Source organism: uncultured Mucilaginibacter sp., from assembly GCF_937859865.1.
Lineage (GTDB): Bacteria > Bacteroidota > Bacteroidia > Sphingobacteriales > Sphingobacteriaceae > Mucilaginibacter_A.
Genome location: NZ_CALMAT010000132.1, coordinates 1 through 21877 on the forward strand (window position 1 = coordinate 1; position 21877 = coordinate 21877).

General features: G+C 42.6%; 17 protein-coding genes and 1 pseudogene (1 of these 18 cut by a window edge). 15 read left to right on the forward strand and 3 right to left on the reverse strand.

Annotated features, from left to right (window positions below; all coding sequences use genetic code 11):
* Positions 1-295: 295 nt before the first annotated feature.
* Together Q0192_RS14670 and Q0192_RS14675 are read right to left on the reverse strand one after the other, a co-directional pair.
* Complete coding sequence (locus Q0192_RS14670) at positions 296-1849, reverse strand: phosphatase PAP2 family protein (RefSeq protein WP_299290416.1); 1554 nt, start codon at positions 1847-1849, stop codon at positions 296-298.
* Positions 1850-1852: 3 nt separating this feature from the next.
* Complete coding sequence (locus Q0192_RS14675; RefSeq protein WP_299290419.1) at positions 1853-2803, reverse strand: hypothetical protein; 951 nt, start codon at positions 2801-2803, stop codon at positions 1853-1855.
* Positions 2804-3369: 566 nt separating this feature from the next.
* Here Q0192_RS14675 and mraZ point away from each other — a divergent pair.
* The 15 genes from mraZ (at position 3370) to Q0192_RS14750 (ending at position 21189) form a co-directional block, all read left to right on the forward strand.
* On the forward strand, positions 3370-3834 hold the full coding sequence (gene mraZ / locus Q0192_RS14680) for a division/cell wall cluster transcriptional repressor MraZ (protein WP_299290421.1): 465 nt from the start codon (positions 3370-3372) through the stop codon (positions 3832-3834).
* Positions 3827-4729 (forward strand): 16S rRNA (cytosine(1402)-N(4))-methyltransferase RsmH, encoded by a 903-nt coding sequence (gene rsmH / locus Q0192_RS14685; RefSeq protein ID WP_299290424.1) that lies wholly within the window; start codon positions 3827-3829, stop codon positions 4727-4729. Before mraZ ends, rsmH begins: the two co-directional genes overlap by 8 nt.
* Positions 4726-5139 carry an FtsL-like putative cell division protein gene (locus Q0192_RS14690; protein ID WP_299290427.1) on the forward strand — a complete coding sequence of 138 codons (414 nt, stop codon included), beginning with the start codon at positions 4726-4728 and terminating at the stop codon, positions 5137-5139. Before rsmH ends, Q0192_RS14690 begins: the two co-directional genes overlap by 4 nt.
* The gene (locus Q0192_RS14695) at positions 5129-7216 is read left to right on the forward strand and encodes a penicillin-binding protein (protein ID WP_299290429.1); all 2088 of its coding nucleotides are present in this window, start codon (positions 5129-5131) and stop codon (positions 7214-7216) included. Before Q0192_RS14690 ends, Q0192_RS14695 begins: the two co-directional genes overlap by 11 nt.
* Positions 7213-8673, forward strand: coding sequence for a UDP-N-acetylmuramoyl-L-alanyl-D-glutamate--2,6-diaminopimelate ligase (locus Q0192_RS14700; RefSeq protein WP_299290431.1), 1461 nt, complete (start codon positions 7213-7215; stop codon positions 8671-8673). Before Q0192_RS14695 ends, Q0192_RS14700 begins: the two co-directional genes overlap by 4 nt.
* Positions 8673-9914, forward strand: coding sequence for a phospho-N-acetylmuramoyl-pentapeptide-transferase (gene mraY / locus Q0192_RS14705; RefSeq protein WP_299290433.1), 1242 nt, complete (start codon positions 8673-8675; stop codon positions 9912-9914). The genes Q0192_RS14700 and mraY overlap by 1 nt, the downstream gene beginning before the upstream one ends.
* 35 nt (positions 9915-9949) lie before the next feature.
* Complete coding sequence (murD, locus tag Q0192_RS14710) at positions 9950-11329, forward strand: UDP-N-acetylmuramoyl-L-alanine--D-glutamate ligase (RefSeq protein ID WP_299290435.1); 1380 nt, start codon at positions 9950-9952, stop codon at positions 11327-11329.
* Positions 11330-11431: 102 nt separating this feature from the next.
* Positions 11432-12610, forward strand: a complete 1179-nt coding sequence (locus Q0192_RS14715) for a putative peptidoglycan glycosyltransferase FtsW (protein ID WP_299290437.1) — start codon at positions 11432-11434, stop codon at positions 12608-12610.
* A 98-nt stretch (positions 12611-12708) separates the two neighbouring features.
* Positions 12709-13833 (forward strand): undecaprenyldiphospho-muramoylpentapeptide beta-N-acetylglucosaminyltransferase, encoded by a 1125-nt coding sequence (gene murG / locus Q0192_RS14720; RefSeq protein WP_299290441.1) that lies wholly within the window; start codon positions 12709-12711, stop codon positions 13831-13833.
* A 6-nt stretch (positions 13834-13839) separates the two neighbouring features.
* The gene (murC, locus tag Q0192_RS14725) at positions 13840-15198 is read left to right on the forward strand and encodes a UDP-N-acetylmuramate--L-alanine ligase (RefSeq protein WP_299290443.1); all 1359 of its coding nucleotides are present in this window, start codon (positions 13840-13842) and stop codon (positions 15196-15198) included.
* 13 nt (positions 15199-15211) lie between these two features.
* Complete coding sequence (locus Q0192_RS14730; RefSeq protein ID WP_299290445.1) at positions 15212-16069, forward strand: cell division protein FtsQ; 858 nt, start codon at positions 15212-15214, stop codon at positions 16067-16069.
* 2 nt (positions 16070-16071) lie between these two features.
* Positions 16072-17421, forward strand: a complete 1350-nt coding sequence (ftsA, locus tag Q0192_RS14735; protein WP_299290447.1) for a cell division protein FtsA — start codon at positions 16072-16074, stop codon at positions 17419-17421.
* A gap of 113 nt (positions 17422-17534) precedes the next feature.
* Entirely contained in the window at positions 17535-19160 is a 1626-nt protein-coding gene (gene ftsZ / locus Q0192_RS14740; protein WP_299290449.1) for a cell division protein FtsZ, read from the forward strand.
* A 373-nt stretch (positions 19161-19533) separates the two neighbouring features.
* Positions 19534-20781 (forward strand): aminotransferase class I/II-fold pyridoxal phosphate-dependent enzyme, encoded by a 1248-nt coding sequence (locus Q0192_RS14745; RefSeq protein ID WP_299290451.1) that lies wholly within the window; start codon positions 19534-19536, stop codon positions 20779-20781.
* A 219-nt stretch (positions 20782-21000) separates the two neighbouring features.
* Positions 21001-21189, forward strand: a complete 189-nt coding sequence (locus Q0192_RS14750) for a histone H1 (RefSeq protein WP_299290453.1) — start codon at positions 21001-21003, stop codon at positions 21187-21189.
* Between the two features lie 46 nt (positions 21190-21235).
* On the opposite strand, the pseudogene dapA reads toward Q0192_RS14750, so the two are convergent.
* Positions 21236-21877: pseudogene (gene dapA, locus Q0192_RS14755) on the reverse strand (4-hydroxy-tetrahydrodipicolinate synthase) (it continues 246 nt past the right edge of the window).

A 21877-nucleotide genomic window follows, 5' to 3' on the forward strand; every position in this document is an offset into this window, starting at 1 on the left:
ATGCTTCTTTTACCACCTAAAAATTGAGAAATAGGTACAGTTTTAATTTTTGGCTAAAACCTTTTCTGTGCCTTTTGTTCCACGGCCTAAAGGCCGTGGCAAATGAAAGCAAATCAAAACGTGTAAATATAAATATCAGTGCAGTTAATTTGCCGTGGGCTTAGAAGTTTAGGTTTTGGCTTTAGCCTAAACTTAAAGCCGGCGTTTGCGATAGAAAAACGGATACTGTTTTTATAGGGATAAAAACAGTATCCGTAGCTTAAACTTTAGTTTGAAACACCCGTTCAATCATTTCTTAATTCCCCGCGCCATCTATTTTAGCGCGTTTAATTGCAAATTCGCCAACTTTTTTGCCAGTTACCAAGCCCATTTCGCAATCGCTGCGGTAATGTATGGCGCCATACAATCGCGACATGGATGCTTGTTGCGCCATATCTGTAAATTTACTGCCCCGATCCGGCAATAAATAGGTTAATAAAGTAGCGGCGGCACCACTAAAATTGGAATGGCCGGAAGTGTACGATGGAAAATTAGGCATTCCAGTCAGGGTTTTTATGCTCGGGTCAACTTGCGAAGGCCGCGGGTTAAAGTAAAAATATTTGGCATCCCAGCAAACAATGGCGGCATCCATTTCGGCCATGTTAAGCAGGGCAAAGTTGCGCGCCCATCTTACTTCGCTGTAATTTTGTTTCACAAATTCATCCGCAGCAATGGCGTTCCAATGTCCTGGCGGAGAGTAAGTTCCGGCACCATCGGCCCAAAATGCTACAATGGCTTCACGTTCGCGTGTGGCGTTTTTGCTGTAATACAAAACTTCGGCAGTTTCTTTTTTAAATTCGTCTGAATGTGTGGAATACGGCGGCGGCGGACGAAGCGCAACAACCGTCAAAGTATCAAACAAAAACGGACTAACCTTGCAAAACAACGGCAGCATCGGCGGGCGTTTTGGTGTTTCCAAACTCAGCCAGCATTTTTCGCCTTTGGCTTCGGTTTGCATCGCCAATTGGTCCCACAAAGCTGGTGTGCCAATTGCTTTTCCGGCTTTATCAGTCCGGGCACGTGCCGTAAATAAAGCAGCAACCTGTTTGCCTAATGCTTCGCCTGCGTCCAGTTCACTTCGTGTATTTGCACCGGCCATCATCCGGTAAAGCTTTTGTTCGGCTGCTTTTTGCTCGATAAAAGCAATCTCCGTAGGAAACAACAATTTAAGCATTTCGACGGCGGCACCAGAAACCACGGCATCTTCGCTTGGGTAAGAAGGCAGATCAGTTTTTGGCACCAAAGCCTGAATGGCAGCATCGTTTTTATATGGGGCAGCGCGGTTGTACTTGGTTTTGTAACGCCAGGCCACCACCAGAGCATCATACTGCGCCGCGCTAACATAAGCATAAGAACGGGCAGCATAAGGCGGATTGGAAAACGGAAACTGCGGATAAGCAAAAGGGTTTGCCGAATTCGGTGCCGGATAAGAACCATCCTCGTTTTGGTAAGGCGGCAAATTATGGCGGGCAACCAGCTCGCGCAAAATTTCGTTCCAACGCAAAACTGCACCGGCGCTCCAGTATTTAATACTGGCTTTTTGTTCCAAAGTTAAATTGGCCTGGTAAGCTTTGATCTCGTTTAAATCGGCAATATAAGCCGGAGAGGTAAGGGCATCCGGGGCAGCAACCACAAAAGCATCCGGGTTGGCTACCAAAACCGGCTTCCAGTTGCCCGCGTTTAAATCGTTGTTTATAGGTGTTAAGGATGGATAAAGATCAGTACGTTCTATAATACTTTTTTTGCACGATAAAAGAAGCATCGCCGAAAACAAAAATACAATAACAGTATAAAGTAAGTTTTTTTTCATTGTTTAAATTTTGTTGTGTTTTTGATTTTTGTTTTTCTTAAGGTTGAACAGGTAATATGCACCGCCGTGAAGTATAGTACTTTGCCCAACATTTCGTCCGGCAACCACATAATCGCTTCCGGCAGTCAGTTCTAATCCGTTGATCGAACTAAAGCTGTATTTTAAATTCACGCCAACCATCGTCATGTTCATTTTATTGCTGGGGAAAGGCATATCATTTTTGCGCATGTCAAAACCGCCCAAAGTCGTAGTGTTGTCCAAAACAGCTTCTGCAATCCATTTGCTGCTCCGGTATCCGCCACGAACATTAAAGTTAGTCCCATCAGGAATGGCAACCTGGTTAGTATAATGCATTTCTGTGGTGTAATAAGCAGTACGGTCAATGGTGATATTATCACGGCGCATATATTCCCCAGAGCCGGAGAAAAATAAATGGCCACTCTGGTAATCGGCCAAAGCCCTGAACATCAAGCTTCTGCTGTGCAAACCGATAGCAACGGGCAAAAAATCAGCCTGATAATTACCGATCGGGATGGAACCCATTGCAATAGCAAACAAACGAAAAGTGCCATAACCGGTACGCATTGAAACCGGGACCCATTTTAAAGAAACAGTAGCGTCCTGGATTCCCTGCTGGCTGTGCAACGTTCCGGCTGTAGTATTATTCGTAACATAAGGCAACGATAACAGTAGATTTAAACGGTTACTAATGCCATAATTGCCCATCAGCGTTACCATGTTTGAGTTTAGCGTGCCGATATTGCCGTTGGTTCGTTTGAAAGTGCCTTCCCAATAGCTGTTCCAGCTACTGTTGCTGTACATTGTACCCCCGCAAAAATAATTTTTTGGGATCATGATCGCATCGGCATCAGTTTGTGCCGAAGCTAATTCTCCACACAAAACACAAAGCAATACAGCTAAAAAAGAATTTCTAAGAAGTAAAGTTGTATCCATACTTAAATTCGGTTTTGTTGATGGCTATTGGTTTATATAAAAGCGTAACAAATTTGATAACAAAACAAGCATCATCAGGATTATTATCATGCGAATTGTAATTGCGCATCCGGCTATAAATACTAAAAAAGTTTATTTTATTGGTTAGGTGTAAAAGTAAAAGTTTAATTACATTTTGCAAAAAATTTAAAATATAAAAAACAAAACCTGTATAAATGTGTGCAGGGCAAACCAAAATTAAATACCAGCCAATTTTTAGGTGGTAAAAGAAGCATTGAAATCTGCTCAGGCAATATTTAAACGTGGCCTTTAATTATCAACTAATATTATTGCTGGCCTTGGTTTCGATCTGATGTTAACCTGCCCAGCTGGAAAGTTACTCATAAACAAGTGCTTATCGCGCTTGTGGCCACGATACTGTTTTTATGCCGATAAAAACAGTATCCCTCATTAACAGGCAGTTAAAAAAGATAAATAGGCAATGTTGAAAACTTTTAGTGGGAAATTGTGGTAAAAGGTGGTAATATTTATACTTTTACTCATTAAATATTACCCAACCTGAATCCATGTCCTATTTTTTAGGAGAATTTGAGTGTAAGCTTGATGCCAAAGATCGGATGATGATCCCGGTCAACCTCAAGAAACAGCTTCCGGAAGCTGAGCGGGAAGGGTTATTTATAAACCGTGGCTTTGAAAAACATTTGGTGATTTATCCGCGAAAAGATTGGTTGCTGCTATTGGACGAGCTGAGCAAACTAAATCAGTACGAAAAAAAGAACCGCGATTTTATCAAATATTTTACCCGGGGCGCAACAGAAATAGTACCGGATGCGGCAGGAAGGGTGCTGGTTCCGAAATCTTTATTGGATTATGCCGGGATCGGGACGGATGTGGTTTTGGCCGGAAACTTAAATAAAATAGATGTTTGGGCAAAAGAGGCTTATGACGAACAATTAGACAACGAACCGGAAAATTTTGCCAAACTGGCCGAAGAAGTAATGGGCAACAAAGCAAGCAAAACGAATGAATAATTACCACACACCCGTAATGCTGCAGGAATGCACCGATGCGCTGGCCATCAAGCCAGACGGCACTTACGTGGATGTAACTTTTGGTGGTGGCGGCCATTCAAAACAGATATTAAATAATTTAGGTGATGGTGGCCGGTTACTGGCTTTTGACCAGGATGAAGATGCAAAGCGGAACTTGCCTGATGACGGACGTTTTACTTTTATCGAACAAAATTTTAGGTATCTAAAAAACTACTGCCGATTGTATGAAGCCATTCCGGTTGATGGGATTTTGGCTGATTTGGGTGTTTCTTCATACCAGTTTGATCAGGCCGAACGCGGTTTTTCGGTACGTTTTGATGCCAATCTGGATATGCGCATGAACAAAAGCGGCGACCTAACGGCAAAAACCATCATTAATACTTATAGTGAGGAAAATTTGCACCGCATTTTTGGCATGTACGGCGAATTGCAGAACGCAAAAACACTGGCAAAAACAGTAGTAACGGCCAGATTAAATCAACCAATCGGAACGATTGCCGAATTGAAAAACGTAATCCAAAACTGCATCCCGAAAGGAAAAGAAAATAAATATTTAGCGCAGGTTTTTCAGGCTTTGCGCATCGAAGTTAATCAGGAACTGGAAGCTTTACAGGAGTTTTTGCTGCAATCGGCAGAAGTGCTGGTTTCAGGCGGAAGATTAGTCGTGATGTCTTATCACTCGCTGGAAGACCGTTTGGTGAAGAACTTCATTGCCAAAGGGAAATTTCGGGGCGAAGTAGAAAAGGATTTTTTTGGGAACGACCAAAAGCCGTTTGATGCGGTAAGCCGTGGGGCAATTACTGCATCCGAAGAAGAAATAAAAATAAATAACCGTGCACGTAGTGCCAAATTAAGAATCGCTGTAAAAAGATGAGCAACCGTTTAAGAGCAGAAATTCTGGAAGAAATAGAACCGGAAAAGGAATTGATTGTGGAAGAAAAACCGCCTGCCGGTAAAATCCCCGACAATTTTTTCACTTTGTTTTTAAAAAAAGGCGTGGTTTCTACCGAAGCTGCCACCCGGATGCTGCCGTTTATGTTTTTTGTGGCCTTTTTGGCGATGGTCTATATCGCAAACAGGCACATGGCCGAAAACAATATCCGCGACATTGACAAACTTTCTAAACAAGTAAAAGAACTGAGCTGGGATTATAAAACCACTAAAGCTGAACTGGCTTATAAAAGTACTTTATCGGAAGTGGCAAAAAAAACAGACACTTTAGGATTAAAAACTTCTGTGGAGCCTCCGCAAAAACTGACCGTAACAGAAGAAGATGAGCATTAGAACCAATATACTGCTTCGCGTTTATCTGGCTTTCGGGCTGATTGTGCTGTTTGCCGTGGCAGTAATGGTGCAGTTATGCCGCGTGCAGTTTGTTCAAGGCAAAAAATGGGCGGCCATGCAGGACAGCCTTTCTATCCGCTACGTAAATGTGGAAGCTGCCCGCGGAAATATCTTTGCGCAGGATGGTAGTATGCTGGCCACTTCGGTTCCGGAATATGAACTGCACATGGATATGGTGGACGGCGCCATTGCAGATGACAAGGTTTTTTACGAAAAAGTGGATTCTTTGGCGATGAAATTGTCGGCTTTTTTTGGTGATAAATCTGCCCGCGATTACTCTCGTTACCTGCGCGATGGCCGTCGCGATAGTTCGCGCTATTTGCTTATCAAGCGCAAAGTTTCTTTTCAGGATTTAAAGCAGATCAAGAAGTTCCCAATTTTTAACTTGGGCAAGTATGGCGGCGGATTAATCGTATTGCAGAAAAACAAACGGATTTTGCCTTACCGTTCTTTGGCTGCCAGAACCATCGGTTATAAAAATGAAAACGTAAAAAATGGTGTTGGTTTAGAAGGCGCCTATGCTTCTTTTATCAACGGAGAATCCGGAAAGCGTTTGATGCAGCGCATTGCCGGCGGCGTTTGGAAACCGGTAAACGAAGATTTTGAAATAGCACCCAAAGAAGGTGCCGATATCATGTCAACCCTGGATGTCAATTTCCAGGATGTGGCGCAAAGTGCTTTGTTAAAACAGTTGATTAAAAGCGATGCCGATCATGGTGCGGTTATTTTGATGGAAGTGCAAACCGGCGAAGTGCGTGCCGTTGCCAATTTTACCAAAGTTGCACCGGGAGAATATCAGGAGAAATTTAATTATGCCATTGCCGGCAACCAGGATCCGGGTTCTACTTTTAAACTGGCTTCGTACATGGCTTTGTTGGAAGATAAAAAAGTAGATACCAGCACAATGGTCAACACGGGGTTTTATAAAATTCCGGGCCACATGATTAAAGATTCGCATGGCAGCATCGGTGTGGTTACGGTAAAAAAAGCATTCGAACTGTCATCCAATGCTGCCGTAGCTTTTTTGGTGAATAATGCTTATCACGAAAACCAATCGCAATTTACCGACCATTTGTACGATTGGCATCTGAACGAAAAATTAAAATTAGAAATTCCGGGAGAAGCACAGCCAGTCATCAAAAACCCTGAAAACAAAAGCTGGAACAAAAACATGACTTTGCCGCAAATGGCCTACGGTTACGAAATGCAGTTGACGCCTTTAAAAATGCTTTCGTTTTATAATGCCGTGGCCAACAACGGCAAATACATTGCGCCAATTTTTGTAAAAGAGATCAGGAGGCTGGGCAACCCGATTGAGCAGTTTCAGGCTAGGGTCATCAAGGATAAAATCTGCTCGGATGTTACGTTGGGCAAGATCAAAAAAATGCTGGAAGGCGTGGTTACAGAAGGCAGCGGAAAGCATTTCGTTTACAATCCATTGTATAATATTGCCGGCAAAACAGGTACGGCCCAGGTTGCCGATGCGAACAAAGGTTATAGGGGCAAACGGCAATACCAGGCTTCTTTTGTAGGTTATTTTCCTGCGGAGAAACCTAAGTATTCCATGATTGTGGTGATAAATGACCCGAAAGGAGATTACTATGGTGCATCAGTTTCGGGCCCGGTTTTTAGGGAAATTGCAGACCGTGTTTACTCCAGCGATATGGATTTAAACCAAGCTTCACCTATCCGCGTAGCAAACAATACACAAGTGCCACAGGCAAAATCTGGCCAGCAAAAAGCATTGCAGGAAGTTTATACGAAGCTTAAACTGAAACCGCAAACAGTTAAAAATAACCAAGCTGCTATTGATACCAATGAAGGGATTTCCGCAGAAACACCGGCCAAAAAAGGCGTTCCTTCCACAGTTGGGATGGGTTTGCGCGATGCTTTGTTTATCATGGGAAATGCAGGCTACAAAACAGCCGTAGTTGGCAGCGGAACGGTTGTAAGGCAATCCGTCGGGCCGGGCAGCATCATACCAAAAGGATCTAAAATAGTATTGGAACTTGAATGAAGTTATTGAAAGAAATATGTGCAGGAATTACTGATTTAACTGGCTTAAACAAGCCCGATCAGGAAATTACTGCGCTTGTTTTTGATTCCAGGAAAGTAATTCCCGGTTGTTTGTTTTTTGCCGTTCGCGGTACTTTGGTTGATGGGCACCGCTTTATCGAACAGGCTATTGCTTCCGGTGCGGTTGCGGTTGTTTGTGAAGAAATCCCGCAGAACCAAAACCCTGATACTGTTTTTATCCAGGTAAAAGAAGCATCCGAAGCTTTAGGTTTTGCGGCGGCCAACTTTTATGATCAGCCTTCCCAAAAATTAAAATTAGTTGGCGTAACGGGAACAAATGGCAAAACGACCATTGCAACTTTACTTTTCCAGCTTTTTAGGGAATTGGGCTATAAATGTGGGATGCTTTCTACTGTTGAAAACCGGATTAACGATGCCGTTATTCCTGCCACGCACACCACGCCTGATCCGGTTGCTTTGAATGAGTTATTGCTCGAAATGGTGCAGCACGGTTGCGACTACGCTTTTATGGAAGTGAGTTCGCATTCCGTCGTACAACATCGTATAACAGGCTTACATTTTGCCGGTGGAATTTTTTCAAACCTCACCCACGATCACCTCGATTTTCATAAAACTTTTGATAACTACTTAAAAGCCAAAAAAAGATTTTTTGATAGTTTGCCCAATACTGCTTTTGCCCTGATAAACTTGGACGACCGCAACGGCAAGGTGATGTTGCAAAATACCAAAGCCAATAAAAAAACCTATGCGCTAAAAAGCATGGCCGATTTTAAAGCCAAGATTTTGGAGAACCAGTTTGGCGGCCTGCTTTTAAACATCGACGGGCAGGAAGTTTGGTTTAAAATGGTGGGCAGTTTTAACGCGTACAATTTGCTTGCAGTTTACGGCGCGGCGATGTTGCTGGATCAGGATAAAGAAAAAGTTTTAACCGCATTGAGCCGGTTAGCAGGAGCAGAAGGCAGGTTTGATTATTTCATATCTGCCAATAAAGTTATTGGGATTGTGGATTATGCGCATACGCCGGATGCCGTTCAAAATGTGCTGAGCACGATCAAAGATATCCGCAAAGGAAACGAACAGGTAATTACGGTAATTGGTTGCGGCGGCGACCGGGACAAAACCAAGCGCCCAGTAATGGCTACGGTGGCTTGCGAGTGGAGCGATAAAGTTATTTTAACTTCAGATAACCCGCGTTCCGAAGATCCGGACCAGATTATTCGGGATATGCAAAGCGGCATCACGCCAGACCAGCAACGAAAAGCATTTGCCATTGCCGACAGAAAAGAGGCGATAAAAGCAGCATGTCATTTAGCACAACCCGACGATATTATTTTACTGGCCGGCAAAGGCCATGAAAAATACCAGGAAATAAAAGGCGTGAAATACCCTTTTGACGATAAACAGATTTTGGCAGAACAATTTAAACTGATGAGCTGATGCTGTATTACCTGTTTACCTATTTGTACAAAAACCACAATATTCCGGGCGTTGGTGTGTTTCAGTACATCTCGTTTCGCACGGCTATGTCGGTCATTATTTCGCTGATGATTACAACAGTTTTTGGTGGGCGCATCATCAAATACCTCCGTAAAAAACAAGTTGGCGAAACGGTAAGAAATTTAGGTTTGGAAGGCCAGATGCAAAAACAAGGTACGCCAACCATGGGCGGCATCATGATTTTGATGGGAATTTTGATCCCAACTTTATTGCTGGCCAAGCTGGATAATGTGTACATCATTTTGATGATCATCACCACCATTTGGATGGGAACAGTTGGTTTTCTGGATGATTATATCAAGGTTTTCAAGAAAAATAAAGAAGGCTTGGCTGGGCGTTTTAAGATTGTTGGCCAGGTTGGCTTGTCCGTTATTATTGGCTGGACAATGTATTTTAGTCCGGACATTGTGATCCGGCAAACGGTAACATTGCCAGTAAAATACGATGTTCCGGTGGAAGTCCATCAGGTTGGAAATAAATATGTTTACACGCAGGACATTAAATCCACCAAAACCAATGTGCCTTTTTACAAGCACAACGAGTTTGATTATGCCAAAGTGATCAAGTTTATCGGCCCGGGTTACGAGCATTACGGCTTAATCGTTTTCATGCTTTTCACCATTTTTATCATCACCGCAGTTTCTAACGGCGCCAACATTACGGATGGGATTGATGGTTTGGCAACCGGAACTTCGGCAATTATAGGTATAACGCTTGCTGTTTTGGCTTACGTTTCGGGCAACACTGTTATTGCCGAATATTTGAACATCGTTTATATCCCAAATTCTGGCGAACTGGTAATTTTTGCCGGTGCTTTTGTTGGGGCTTGCGTTGGCTTTTTGTGGTACAATTCGTATCCTGCGCAAATATTTATGGGCGATACCGGTAGTCTGGCTATCGGTGGCATCATCGCTGCTTTCGCCATCATGATCCGCAAAGAACTGCTGATACCTCTTTTATGCGGCATTTTTTTAATCGAGTTGGTTTCGGTGATTTTACAGGTAAGCTGGTTCAAATTCACCAAAAAAAAATATGGCGAGGGCCGAAGGATTTTCCTGATGTCGCCGCTACACCATCATTTTCAGAAAAAAGGTTACCACGAATCCAAGATCGTAACGCGGTTTTGGATCGTCGGCATTTTTCTGGCTATCGTAACCATTGTTACACTAAAATTAAGGTAGTAAAAGAAGCATCAGCTTAAAAAATAGAAAACGAATTGGAAACCGAAGGAAATCAAACAGCAGCAACAGCTATCGGAAACGGCAAGTTCCTGTGCATTTTGGGCGCTGGCGAAAGCGGCGTTGGTGCAGCTTTTTTGGCGCGGAAGCAGGGCTTTAAAGTTTTTGTTTCGGATTTTGGGCAGATGGACGAAAAATACAAAATGCAACTGCAAGACTGGAATATTGATTTTGAAGAAGGCAAACATTCCGAAGAAATTATTTTGCAGGCAAACGAAGTGGTGAAAAGCCCGGGCATTCCAAATAAAGCGCCGATCATTAAAAAACTGAAAGAAAAAGGCATTCCGGTGATTTCTGAAATTGAGTTTGCGGGAAGATATACCAAAGCCAAAATGATCTGCATCACCGGATCAAACGGAAAAACGACGACGACAAGTTTGACTTACCATCTGCTTAAAAAAGCAGGTTTAAATGTGGGTTTGGCCGGCAACATCGGTAAAAGTTTTGCATACCAGGTTGCTGCTGAAAAGTACGATCATTTCGTGCTGGAGATCAGCAGTTTTATGCTCGATGATATGTATCAGTTTAAAGCTGATATCGCTGTGTTACTCAATATTACGCCCGATCATTTAGACCGGTACGAATATAAAATGGAGAATTATGCCGATTCTAAATTTCGGATCATCCAGAACCAAACTGGTGCGGATTATCTGATTTATTGTGCCGATGATGAGGAAACGATGAAAGGTATCAACAAAAGGGAAATTTTGGCCAAACAACTGCCTTTTTCAATCCAAAAAAAAGTAGGGCAAGGCGCATACCTTAGCGAAGATGAGATTTATATTTTAACGGATAAAGGAGATTTGAACATGAATATCAAGGAGTTGGCATTGCAGGGAAAGCACAATATTTATAACAGCATGGCATCGGGGATTACGGCCAAGGTTTTAGAATTAAGAAACGAAACCATCCGTGAAAGTATGGGCGATTTTAAAAACATTGAGCACCGGCTGGAGTTTGCAGGTTCGGTTGCAGGCATCAAATTTATCAATGATTCTAAAGCCACCAACGTTAATTCGGTTTGGTTTGCGCTGGAAAGTATGAATACAGACGTAGTGCTGATTTTAGGCGGCGTGGACAAAGGCAACGATTACACCATGCTGAAGGAGTTGGTGAAGCAAAAAGTGAAAGCCATTGTGTGTTTGGGCAAAGACAACAAGCGCATCTACGAAGCTTTTGAAGAAGATGTGGACATGATTGTAAACGCTTTTTCGGCACAGGAAGCAGTGCAAATGGCTTATCACCTGGCAAAAAAAGGCGACACAGTTTTATTGTCTCCAGCTTGCGCCAGTTTTGATCTGTTTAAAAATTATGAAGACCGCGGCCAGCAGTTTAAGGCAGCGGTAAAGGAGCTTTAGCTATCAGTAGTCAGCTACCAGCTTTCAGCCCTCAGCTCATGGTAACAAACTATGCAAAAGCTGAAATCTGATTGCTGAAAGCTGAAAGCAAAAAAAATATAAATGAAAAACACCATACAAGCAATTCTTGGCCAAACAAAAGGCGACCGCTGGATCTGGCTGATCGTGATCTTGTTGTCGGTAATTTCGGCACTGGCGGTTTACAGTTCAACAGGAACGCTGGCTTACAAACGCGGCGTTGGTGCAGAATCTATTCTGGTAAAGCACCTGGCCATGATTTTTGGCGGTATCGCGCTGATGTATATTTCGCACAAACTGGATTACCGTTACTATTCGGGCATTTCAAAAATCCTGATGATCGTAACCATTCCGCTGTTGCTTTATACGTTGCTGTTTGGAAACCATGTGAATGATGCCAGTCGTTGGATCGCCATTCCCGGAACCGGATTAACCTTCCAAACTTCAGATTTGGCAAAGCTTTCCTTAATTACTTTTTTAGCCAGAAGTTTATCGCGCAAGCAGGAAAACATTAAAGATGTTAAAGAATCTTTTATGCCGATTATGGGTTCGGTTTGCGTGGTTTTTATCCTGATTGCGCTGGCCAATTTATCAACTGCTTTAATGCTTTTTGGTGTGAGTGTTTTACTGTTGATTATCGGCCGTATCAGCATCAAACAAATTGCGGTAGTTTGTTTGGCAGGCGCAGTTTTATTGGCAGGCGTTATCTTTTTAGGGCCGAGACGGAAAACTTATGCTTCGCGTATCCAAACGTTTATGCACCCAAGTAAAGTTGACCGTGATAAATCTTTCCAATCTGATCATGCGAAAATTGCCATTGCAACCGGCGGCGTTTTCGGGAAAGGACCTGGCAACAGTACCGAACGTAATTATCTGCCGCACCCATATTCTGATTTTATTTATGCTACGATTATCGAAGAATATGGTCTGATTGGAGGTTTCGCACTCGTCATCATCTATCTTTTCCTGTTGTACCGCTGCATCAAAATAGTAACCAAAGCACCAAAAGCGTTTGGTGCATTGCTTGCGGCAGGTTTAAGTTTTAGTTTGACGATCCAGGCTTTTGCCAACATGGCGGTTGCGGTTGGTTTGGGCCCGGTTACGGGCGTGCCGCTGCCTTTGGTAAGTATGGGCGGAACTTCGATTTTGTTTACCAGCGTGGCTTTCGGTATTATTTTATCGGTGAGCCGGCATATTGACGAGTACGAAGACAACCGCAAAGTGGTGGTTGGCGAGATTAGGGAAAAAGAAGTGGCAGCGTAAAAAAGCTGTCAGCAATTAGCTTTCAGCAATCAGCTTTAAAAAGGACTGAAAGCTGATAACTGACTGCTGAAAGCAAAATATTAGTAGATAAAAGAAGCATGGCAAAAAGGATCATCATTAGCGGCGGCGGCACCGGAGGACACATCTTCCCGGCTATTGCTATTGCTGATGCGCTGAAAAAGCTGCGTCCGGAAACGGAAATTCTTTTTGTTGGCGCCAATGGACGAATGGAGATGGATAAAGTTCCAGCTGCCGGATATGAAATTGTTGGTTTGGATATTGCCGGTTTTCAGCGCGGTTCTATCCTTAAAAATCTGTCGTTGCCTTTTAAAGTTTTGGGAAGTGTGAGCAAAGCAAAATCAGTAATCAAAACTTTCAAACCGGATGCCGTAGTTGGCGTTGGAGGTTATGCTTCCGGTCCGTTGTTATACGCGGCTTCCACCAAAAACGTTCCGATTTTAATTCAGGAACAAAATTCCTATGCTGGCATCACCAATAAATTCTTGGCAAAAAAAGCAAAGCGTATTTGTGTTGCTTTTGATGGGATGGAACAATTTTTTCCGGCTGACCGGATTATTAAAACCGGAAACCCAATCCGCCGCGCATCAGTGGAAATTAAAGGCAAAAGGGAAGAAGCTTTCGAGTCTTTCAACTTGTCCTCAAATAAAAAAACAGTTTTGGTTACCGGTGGAAGTCTGGGCGCCGGTACTTTAAATAAATGTATGCTGGCCGGTTTGCAGCAATTGATTGACGCTGATGTACAGTTGATTTGGCAAACGGGAAAGTATTATTATAAAAATGTAAAAGAACAGCTTGGCGAAAATAAGCATCCGAATATTTGTGTTTTGGAGTTTTTAAACCGGATGGATTTAGCTTATGCTGCTGCGGATGTCATCATTTCGCGTGCAGGAGCAGGGACGATTGCCGAATTGTGCATGGTAAAAAAAGCAATCATTTTAGTGCCATCGCCAAACGTGGCCGAAGACCATCAAACTAAAAACGCGCTGGCTTTGGTCAACCAAAACGCAGCGGTTTTAGTGAAAGATGCAGACGCTGAAAAAACACTGGTAAAAACAGTATTGGATTTATTGAAGGATGAAAAGCAGCAGCAAAAACTAAGTACACAAATTGGCAAACTGGCCATGCCGGATGCTGATTTAAACATCGCAAAAGAAGTATTAAAAATTACAGAAACTCAAACAGATGCTGTTTTTACGGCATAAAAAACAATGGAACTAAACAGCATACAACGCGTTTTTTTGATTGGTATCGGCGGGATCGGCATGAGCGGTTTGGCGCGTTACTTTCAGCATCGCGGCTGTTTGGTTGCCGGTTATGATAAAACGCAAACTGCTTTGACTTTGGCTTTGGAGCAGGAAAATATCGAAATTGCCTATCACGACGAGATTGACTATATTCCGTTTGATTTTAACGAACCGGAGGATGGGACTTTAATTATCTATACGCCTGCTATTCCTGCAAATTCGTTAATTCTTACTTTCTTTCAAGATAAAAAATTCAGCCTAAAAAAACGTTCGGAAGTTTTGGGCATCATCAGCAAAGGCCTATTTACGATTGCCGTTGCCGGAACACATGGCAAAACCACCACTTCCAGCCTGATTGCGCATGTTTTGCGTGCTTCGGGAAATGATTGTTCAGCGTTTCTGGGCGGCATTGCTACCAATTATCAAACGAATGTTTTGTTCGGCAGCAACGAAATGTTGGTGGTGGAGGCTGATGAATACGATCGTTCTTTTCTCACTTTGCATCCTGATATTGCCGTGGTAACTTCCATGGATGCCGACCATTTAGATATTTATGGTGATAAAAACAGCATGGCCGAAGCCTTTCAGCAATTTGCATCACAGCTAAAAACGGATGGAAAACTGATTCATAAAAAAGGTTTGCCTTTACAAAAAGGCTTAACTTATGCAACAGAAGGCGAAGCAGATGCTTTTGCCGAAAACATCAACATCAAAAACGGGAATTATTATTTTGATTTCCGCAATCAGCAAACTCAAATCAAAGATATTCAATTAGGAATTGCCGGAATCCATAATGTTGAAAATGCAGTTGCAGCGATACAAGTTGCGTTATTTTTGGAGATTGATCCGCAAGAAATCAAAGCGTCTTTAAAATCTTTTTTGGGTATTAAACGCCGGTTTGAATACATTATCAACACAGAGAAAACGATTTATATTGATGATTATGCCCACCATCCGGAAGAATTGCGGGCTGCTATTGCTTCGTTGAAAGAATTGTATCCAAACAAAGAATTAACGGTGATTTTCCAGCCGCATTTGTTTACCCGGACACGCGATTTTGCAGATGGATTTGCCGAAGTTTTGGCTCAAACCGATTATTTGCTTTTGCTGGACATTTATCCGGCAAGGGAACTGCCGATTGCAGGCGTAAACGCAGAAATGATTTTAGCGCGGATGAAACCTTCATCGCACACCAAAAAATATACGGTAAAAGAAGCATTGGATTATGTGCAGCAGCAAAAACCGGAATTGTTGCTAACGGTTGGCGCAGGCGATATTGACAAGATGGTTGAACCTTTAAAAGCAGCCTTGCAAAATGTTTAAAAAGCGGATTTGGATGCCGGTTTTATACGCTTCCATTTGGGCAGTTTGCCTGGGCGGCTTGTTTGTGCTGATGAGTTTTATCGGCATAAAAAAAGCATCATTGCTGTGCCGCGAAGTAAAAGTTTACATTCCGGGCAACCAGTATTTTGTTGACCGGCAGGAAATCAATTCGATTCTGCACATTGGCAACAATTCGTTGGTTGGCAAAAAGCTGGACGAGATCAACATCCATCAATTGGAAAAAACATTGCAGGCTAATCCTTTCATCGAGTTTGCCAAAGTTTATGCCGATATGGACGGTGTGGTAAATGTGGAAGTTAGGCAGCGGCAACCAATTTTGCGTGTGATGAACCGTTTTGAGCAGGATTTTTATGTGGATCAGCATGGCTTAAAAATTCCGCTTTCTTCAAATTTTACGGCGCCTGTTTTGGTTGCAACCGGAAATATTGATGAGATTTTTATCAACCGTGTAGATACGTTGCATACAGAAATGGCCAGGGAATTGTTTAAAACCGCAGATTTTATCCGTCGGGATTCTTTGTGGGATGCACAAATCGAACAAATTAACGTTACTGCAAACCACGAAATAGAATTAATTCCAAGGGTAGGTAACCAACGTATTATGTTAGGTAATGCTGATTCTTTAGATAAAAAATTTAAAAACCTGTTAATATTTTATCAGCAGGCAATACCCAAAATTGGCTGGGGCGCGTATAAAGTTATCAACATTAAGTATGCAAACCAGATTGTTGCCGTGAAAAGCGATTCGCTGTTAAAATTAGAAGCGCTAAAACCAAAGCCAAAAACAATAGCAGCACCAAAAGCAGAAATTAACCAAATTAATCAAGACACAATTCAAAATATACATTAGAAATGGAAAAGGTTTCTATCAGCCACGACAAAAGTTCGCCCATAGTAGTTGGGTTAGATATTGGTACAACGAAAATATGCGCCATTGTAGGCCGCAGGAGTAAAGACAATACGGTAGAAATACTGGGCATCGGAAAGGCAGAATCGGCAGGTGTAACGCGTGGCGTGGTATCAAATATTGATAAAACGGTGCAAGGGATTACGCAGGCCATCGAAATAGCAGCGGCACAATCTAACGTGGAAATCCGCGTGGTTAACGTAGGAATTGCCGGCCAGCATATCAAAAGTTTACAACATAGAGGTTTGATTACCCGCCGTGATTTGAACCGAGAAATCAACCGGAAAGACATTGAAAAGCTGATCGAGGACATGTACAATTTGGTGATGCCGCCGGGAGAAGAAATTATCCATGTTTTGCCGCAAGAATTTACGGTGGATAACGAGCCGGGAATTAAAGACCCTATCGGGATGGCGGGCGTGCGTTTAGAAGCGAATTTCCACATTATTTCCGGCCAGGTTACTGCCGTTAAAAACATTGTAAAATGCGTAACCAAAGCGGGTTTGGAAAGCCATGAATTGATCTTGGAACCGTTGGCATCATCAGAAGCAGTTTTAACCGAAGAAGAAAAAGAAGCCGGCGTAGTGTTGGTGGATATTGGCGGCGGTACAACTGATTTGGCTATTTTTCATGAAGGGATTATACGCCACACGGCTGTTATTCCGTTTGGAGGAAACAGCGTTACCGAAGATATCCGCGAGGGGTGCTCGGTGATGCGCAACATTGCAGAGATGCTGAAAACACGCTTTGGTTCCGCTTTGGCAGAGGAAAACAAAGACAACGAGATTGTTTGTGTGCCGGGGTTGCGCGGAAGGGAATCCAAAGAAATATCGGTAAAAAACCTGGCTTATGTAATCCAGGCACGTATGGAAGAGATCATCGAACATGTTTATTATGAGATCAAAACTTCCGGCTACGAGAAAAAAATGATCGGTGGTATTGTGATTACCGGTGGCGGTGCTGATTTAAAACATTTGCCGCAATTGGTAGAATATGTAACCGGTTTAGATTGCCGGATTGGCTATCCGAGCGAACATTTGGCCAAAAACGAGGTTTTACAAAAAAACATTTTTGATGATTTGCAAAGCCCGATGTATGCAACCGGTATTGGTTTGCTGATTAAAGGAATCCAAAAAATGGAAGATACCGATGTGCCGCAGGTTTCGGAAGTAAAAACACAAACGAAACCGGCACATACACCAGCAGAAAAGAAGCACGGGTTATTATCAAGGATGTTGGAGAAAGGAAAGATATTTATTAAGGATGACATTAAGGATGAGGACTTTCTAAAATAATTAAATAAAAATCAAATTTAATTTCATTATAAAAGATAGTGAGTAAAAACGTAATATTACGTTTATTAAAAATAGAGTCGTCAATACAGCTATATAGTTTAAGATCAGGTATTATGCAATTTGAAATGTTAAAAGAAAAGTCGTCTATCATCAAAGTAATTGGTGTTGGCGGCGGCGGCGGCAACGCAGTTAACCATATGTACAAGCAGGGTATTACCGGTGTTGATTTTATCATCTGCAATACCGATGCCCAGGCTTTGGAGCTAAGCCCGATCCCGAACAAGGTGCAGTTAGGCGCAAGTTTAACCGAAGGAATGGGCGCAGGCTCGATTCCGGAAGTTGGAAAAAACTCAGCAATAGAAAATATTGACGATATTAAACAAATGCTGGGTTCTAACACCAAAATGTTGTTCATCACGGCCGGAATGGGCGGCGGAACAGGAACCGGTGCCAGCCCGATTATTGCTCAAGCAGCCCGCGAACTGGATATTTTAACGGTTGGGATCATTACCACGCCGTTTTCTTTTGAAGGCAAACGCCGGAAAATGCAGGCTGAAGAAGGCATGGAAGAACTGCGGAAATACGTGGATTCTTTTTTGGTGATCTCTAATGACCGTTTGCGCCAGATTTTTGGCAACCTGACTTTGGGTGCTGCTTTTGCACAAGCCGACGATATTTTGACCACTGCCGCCAAAGGGATTGCAGAAATCATCACTTTGCCGGGCTACATCAACGTTGACTTTAAGGATGTGCGCACGGTGATGAAAGACAGCGGTGTTTCTATCATGGGAAGTTATTCTGCCGCAGGCGAAAACAGGGCTTACGAAGCAGTACGTGGCGCTTTGGCCTCTCCGTTATTAAAAGATAACGAAATTGAAGGTGCCCGTTATATTTTGCTGAACATCAGTTCCGGCGATAAAGAAGTAACGATGGACGAAGTAAGCATCATCACCGATTACATTCAGGAAGAAGCCGGCTTAATGGCCGACTTGATTTGGGGAAATTGCAAGGACGAAAACCTGGGCGAGAAAATTTCGGTAACGATTATCGCAACCGGATTTCAAACCAAAGATGAACGCGAAAAAGTTCAAAGTTCTAAAAAAATCGTTTCTCATTTAATCACAGAAAATCAGCCTCTGGTTAAAGCTGTAAACGAGTTTACCGTTACTAACAATAGAGATGCAAACTTCCAGGAACCGTTTTTGAAGGTGAAAGCCGACGAAAACCAGGGCTTGGTAAACAATGGTTTCCAAAGAAGGGAAGATGGTTACCGCGACGAACAGACCGGGACAATCCGTTACAAGCTGAACGATGACGACAACAAGCAGGAAAACGAACGCGACCCTTCCGGGTTTACTATAAAAACCGTGGAACCTTTAAGCTTTGACAAACCAGCGGAAACGCCTGCAGCGCAGCCAACCAAACCAGAACCTGCCAAACCAGAAGTGCAGCCTGTTGCCACTGGTGCAGACGATCAAAAAACTGACGAATCCATCGAAGAGCAATTGAGAAACTCCAGGGAGCGGATTAAACGTTTAAAAGATTTGAGCATGAAATTAAGGAGCGGCAGCATCCAGGAACTGGAAAACGTGCCGGCTTATAAACGCAAAGAAGTTGCCTTGCAGCAAAACACGCATTCTTCAGAATCGCAGGTTTCCAGGTTTTCTTTGTTGGCCGATGAAGATGGCAAAACAGAAATCCGCCCCAATAATTCTTTTCTGCATGATAATGTAGATTAACTTTTGGGCCTGTTTTTCTTTGTGCAAGAAAAAGTTGCCATGCTTCTTTTACCACCTAAAAATTGGTATTTAAATCAATTCTACTGTCATCCTTAACTTGTTTCAGGATCCCTTAGGACAAAATAACAAGAGAACCTTGTGGGATGCCGAAACAAGTTTGGCACGACAAAAGTATAACATCATGATTTTTATGCAGTAAAAGAAGCACAGGCACTTCAAGTAAATTTTTAAACAGCCTCTTAAATAAATATGTCAAAAAAGCTCTTGCTTAAACAAGGGCCTTTTTTGTTGGTTTTAGGTAAGAGTTTGGTGCTTCTTTTGCTGATAAAAAATTATCAGTTAATTTTGGCTATATTTATTAAAATAAACTACATTGGATTTATTCGACAAAATACAAAAAAACATGGGCCCGTTAGGTCAGCACCAAAGCTGGTCGCACGGCTATTTTTCATTTCCGAAATTAGAAGGCGAAATAGATGCCCACATGAATTTTAGGGGAAAAGAACATTTAGTTTGGAGTTTGAACAATTATTTAGGCCTGGCCAACCATCCCGAGGTACGAAAAGCGGATGCTGATGCTGCGGCTGCTTACGGAATGGCTTACCCGATGGGCGCGCGTATGATGTCAGGAAACTCAAACCAACATGAAGCTTTAGAGAAAGACCTGGCTGCTTTTGTAGGCAAAGAAGACGCTTTTTTGCTCAATTATGGTTACCAGGGCATGGTTTCTATCATTGACAGCTTGGTAGATAGAAACGATGTGATTGTTTACGATGCCGAGTCTCATGCCTGTATCATTGACGGCGTGCGGTTGCACATGGGCAAACGTTATGTTTACCAGCATAATGACATGGCCAGTTTGGAAAAACAATTGGAGCGCGCTTCCAAGTTGGCAGAACAAACCGGCGGCGGCATTTTAGTGATAACAGAAGGTGTTTTCGGCATGTCGGGCGCACAAGGGAAAATAAAAGAAATTGTAGCTTTAAAAGACCAGTATAAATTCCGTTTGCTGATTGATGACGCCCATGGTTTTGGTACGATGGGGGAAACCGGTGCAGGCACACATGAAGCACAAAATTGTATCGAAGGTGTTGATGTTTATTTCGGGACCTTTGCCAAATCAATGGCTGGTATTGGCGCATTTGTGGCTTCCACTAAAACCATTGTCAATTTTATGCGCTACAACATGCGCTCCCAAACTTTTGCCAAAGCATTGCCCATGCCAATGGTGATTGGTTTAAGAAAACGCTTGGAACTGTTGATCAACCGCCCCGAACTGCGGGAAAAATTATGGACAATTGCCCAAGCTTTGCAGGAAGGTTTACGTGCGCGGGGTTTTGACCTGGGCGTTACCAACAGTATGGTTACCCCAGTGTTTTTAAAGGGCGAACTGGACGAAGCAACCAGCTTAACCATGGACCTCCGCGAAAATTATGGTATATTCTGTTCCATCGTATTGTACCCGGTTATACCAAGAGGTTTAATTGTACTGCGCATCATCCCAACGGCTACACATAGTTTAGAAGACGTGCAACGTACCTTGGATGCTTACAGCGAAGTGGCCGAAAAGTTAAAAGCCGGTTATTATAAAGAAAATAAATTTGCTTTGGCAGAGGGCTAAAAAACATACAACTAAATTGAGAAAGCACCGGATTTAAAAAATTTGGTGCTTTTTTTATCAGGGAAAATTTGATGAATAAAGATCTAGTTTTTGGTGCTTTTTTAAATGGATAATTATCAGGCAAACCACAACTTCAAAAAAACTTACAATTGCTATTCCGTTAAAAACCATTATATTAGCTAACACAATTAAATTTAAAGCCAAACCGAAATTAACACAATGAAAAAATTTGAAGAACTTAAAAAGCTGATTGAAAGTCTGGAAGCCGATGCAGACAAGTTTTACAACAAAGGCAACAGTGCTGCCGGAACACGCATCAGAAAAGGGATGCAGGATATAAAAAACATAGCCCAAGCCATTCGTTTAGAAATTCAGGATACTAAAAATGCAGAATCTGAAAAAAAGTAATACTTCTTTTAGCACCTAAAAATCCGGTTATTGCTGACCGGATTTTTTATGCGTTCAACTTCTGCAGTTCCTCATTAATCAAGTTAGAAATTTGAGAGTTTACCGGCACCAAAGGCAAACGCAAAGTATTTTCGCAAATACCGGAAAACTGCAATGCTTCTTTTACACCTGCCGGGTTGCCATCGGCAAACATTAAGCGTGTAAATTCAATCAGTTTAAAATGTAAATTCCGGGCAGCTTCCCATTTCTCATCCAAACAAAGCCGAACCATATCCGAGAACAGTTGCGGGATAGCGTTTCCAATGACCGAAATAACGCCAACAGCACCAAGCGCAATCATCGGCAAAGTAACCGGGTCATCACCAGAGATCAGCATAAAATTGGACGGCTTATCGCGCATAATTTGGTTAAACTGCTCGAAATTTCCTGATGCTTCTTTTACCGCTATAATTTTATCAACGTCATACGCCAGCCTTACCGTTGTTGCTGCGGATATATTACTTCCTGTTCGGCCCGGAACATTATACAAAATCAGTGGCAGATCAGAAGCGGCAGCAACCGCTTTATAATGCTGGTAGATGCCTTCCTGTGTGGGTTTGTTGTAATACGGGCTAACGGAAAGGATGGCATCAAAACCTTGTTTATCAAAATTTTTTAGGTTTTCAATGGTGGAACGCGTATCGTTGCC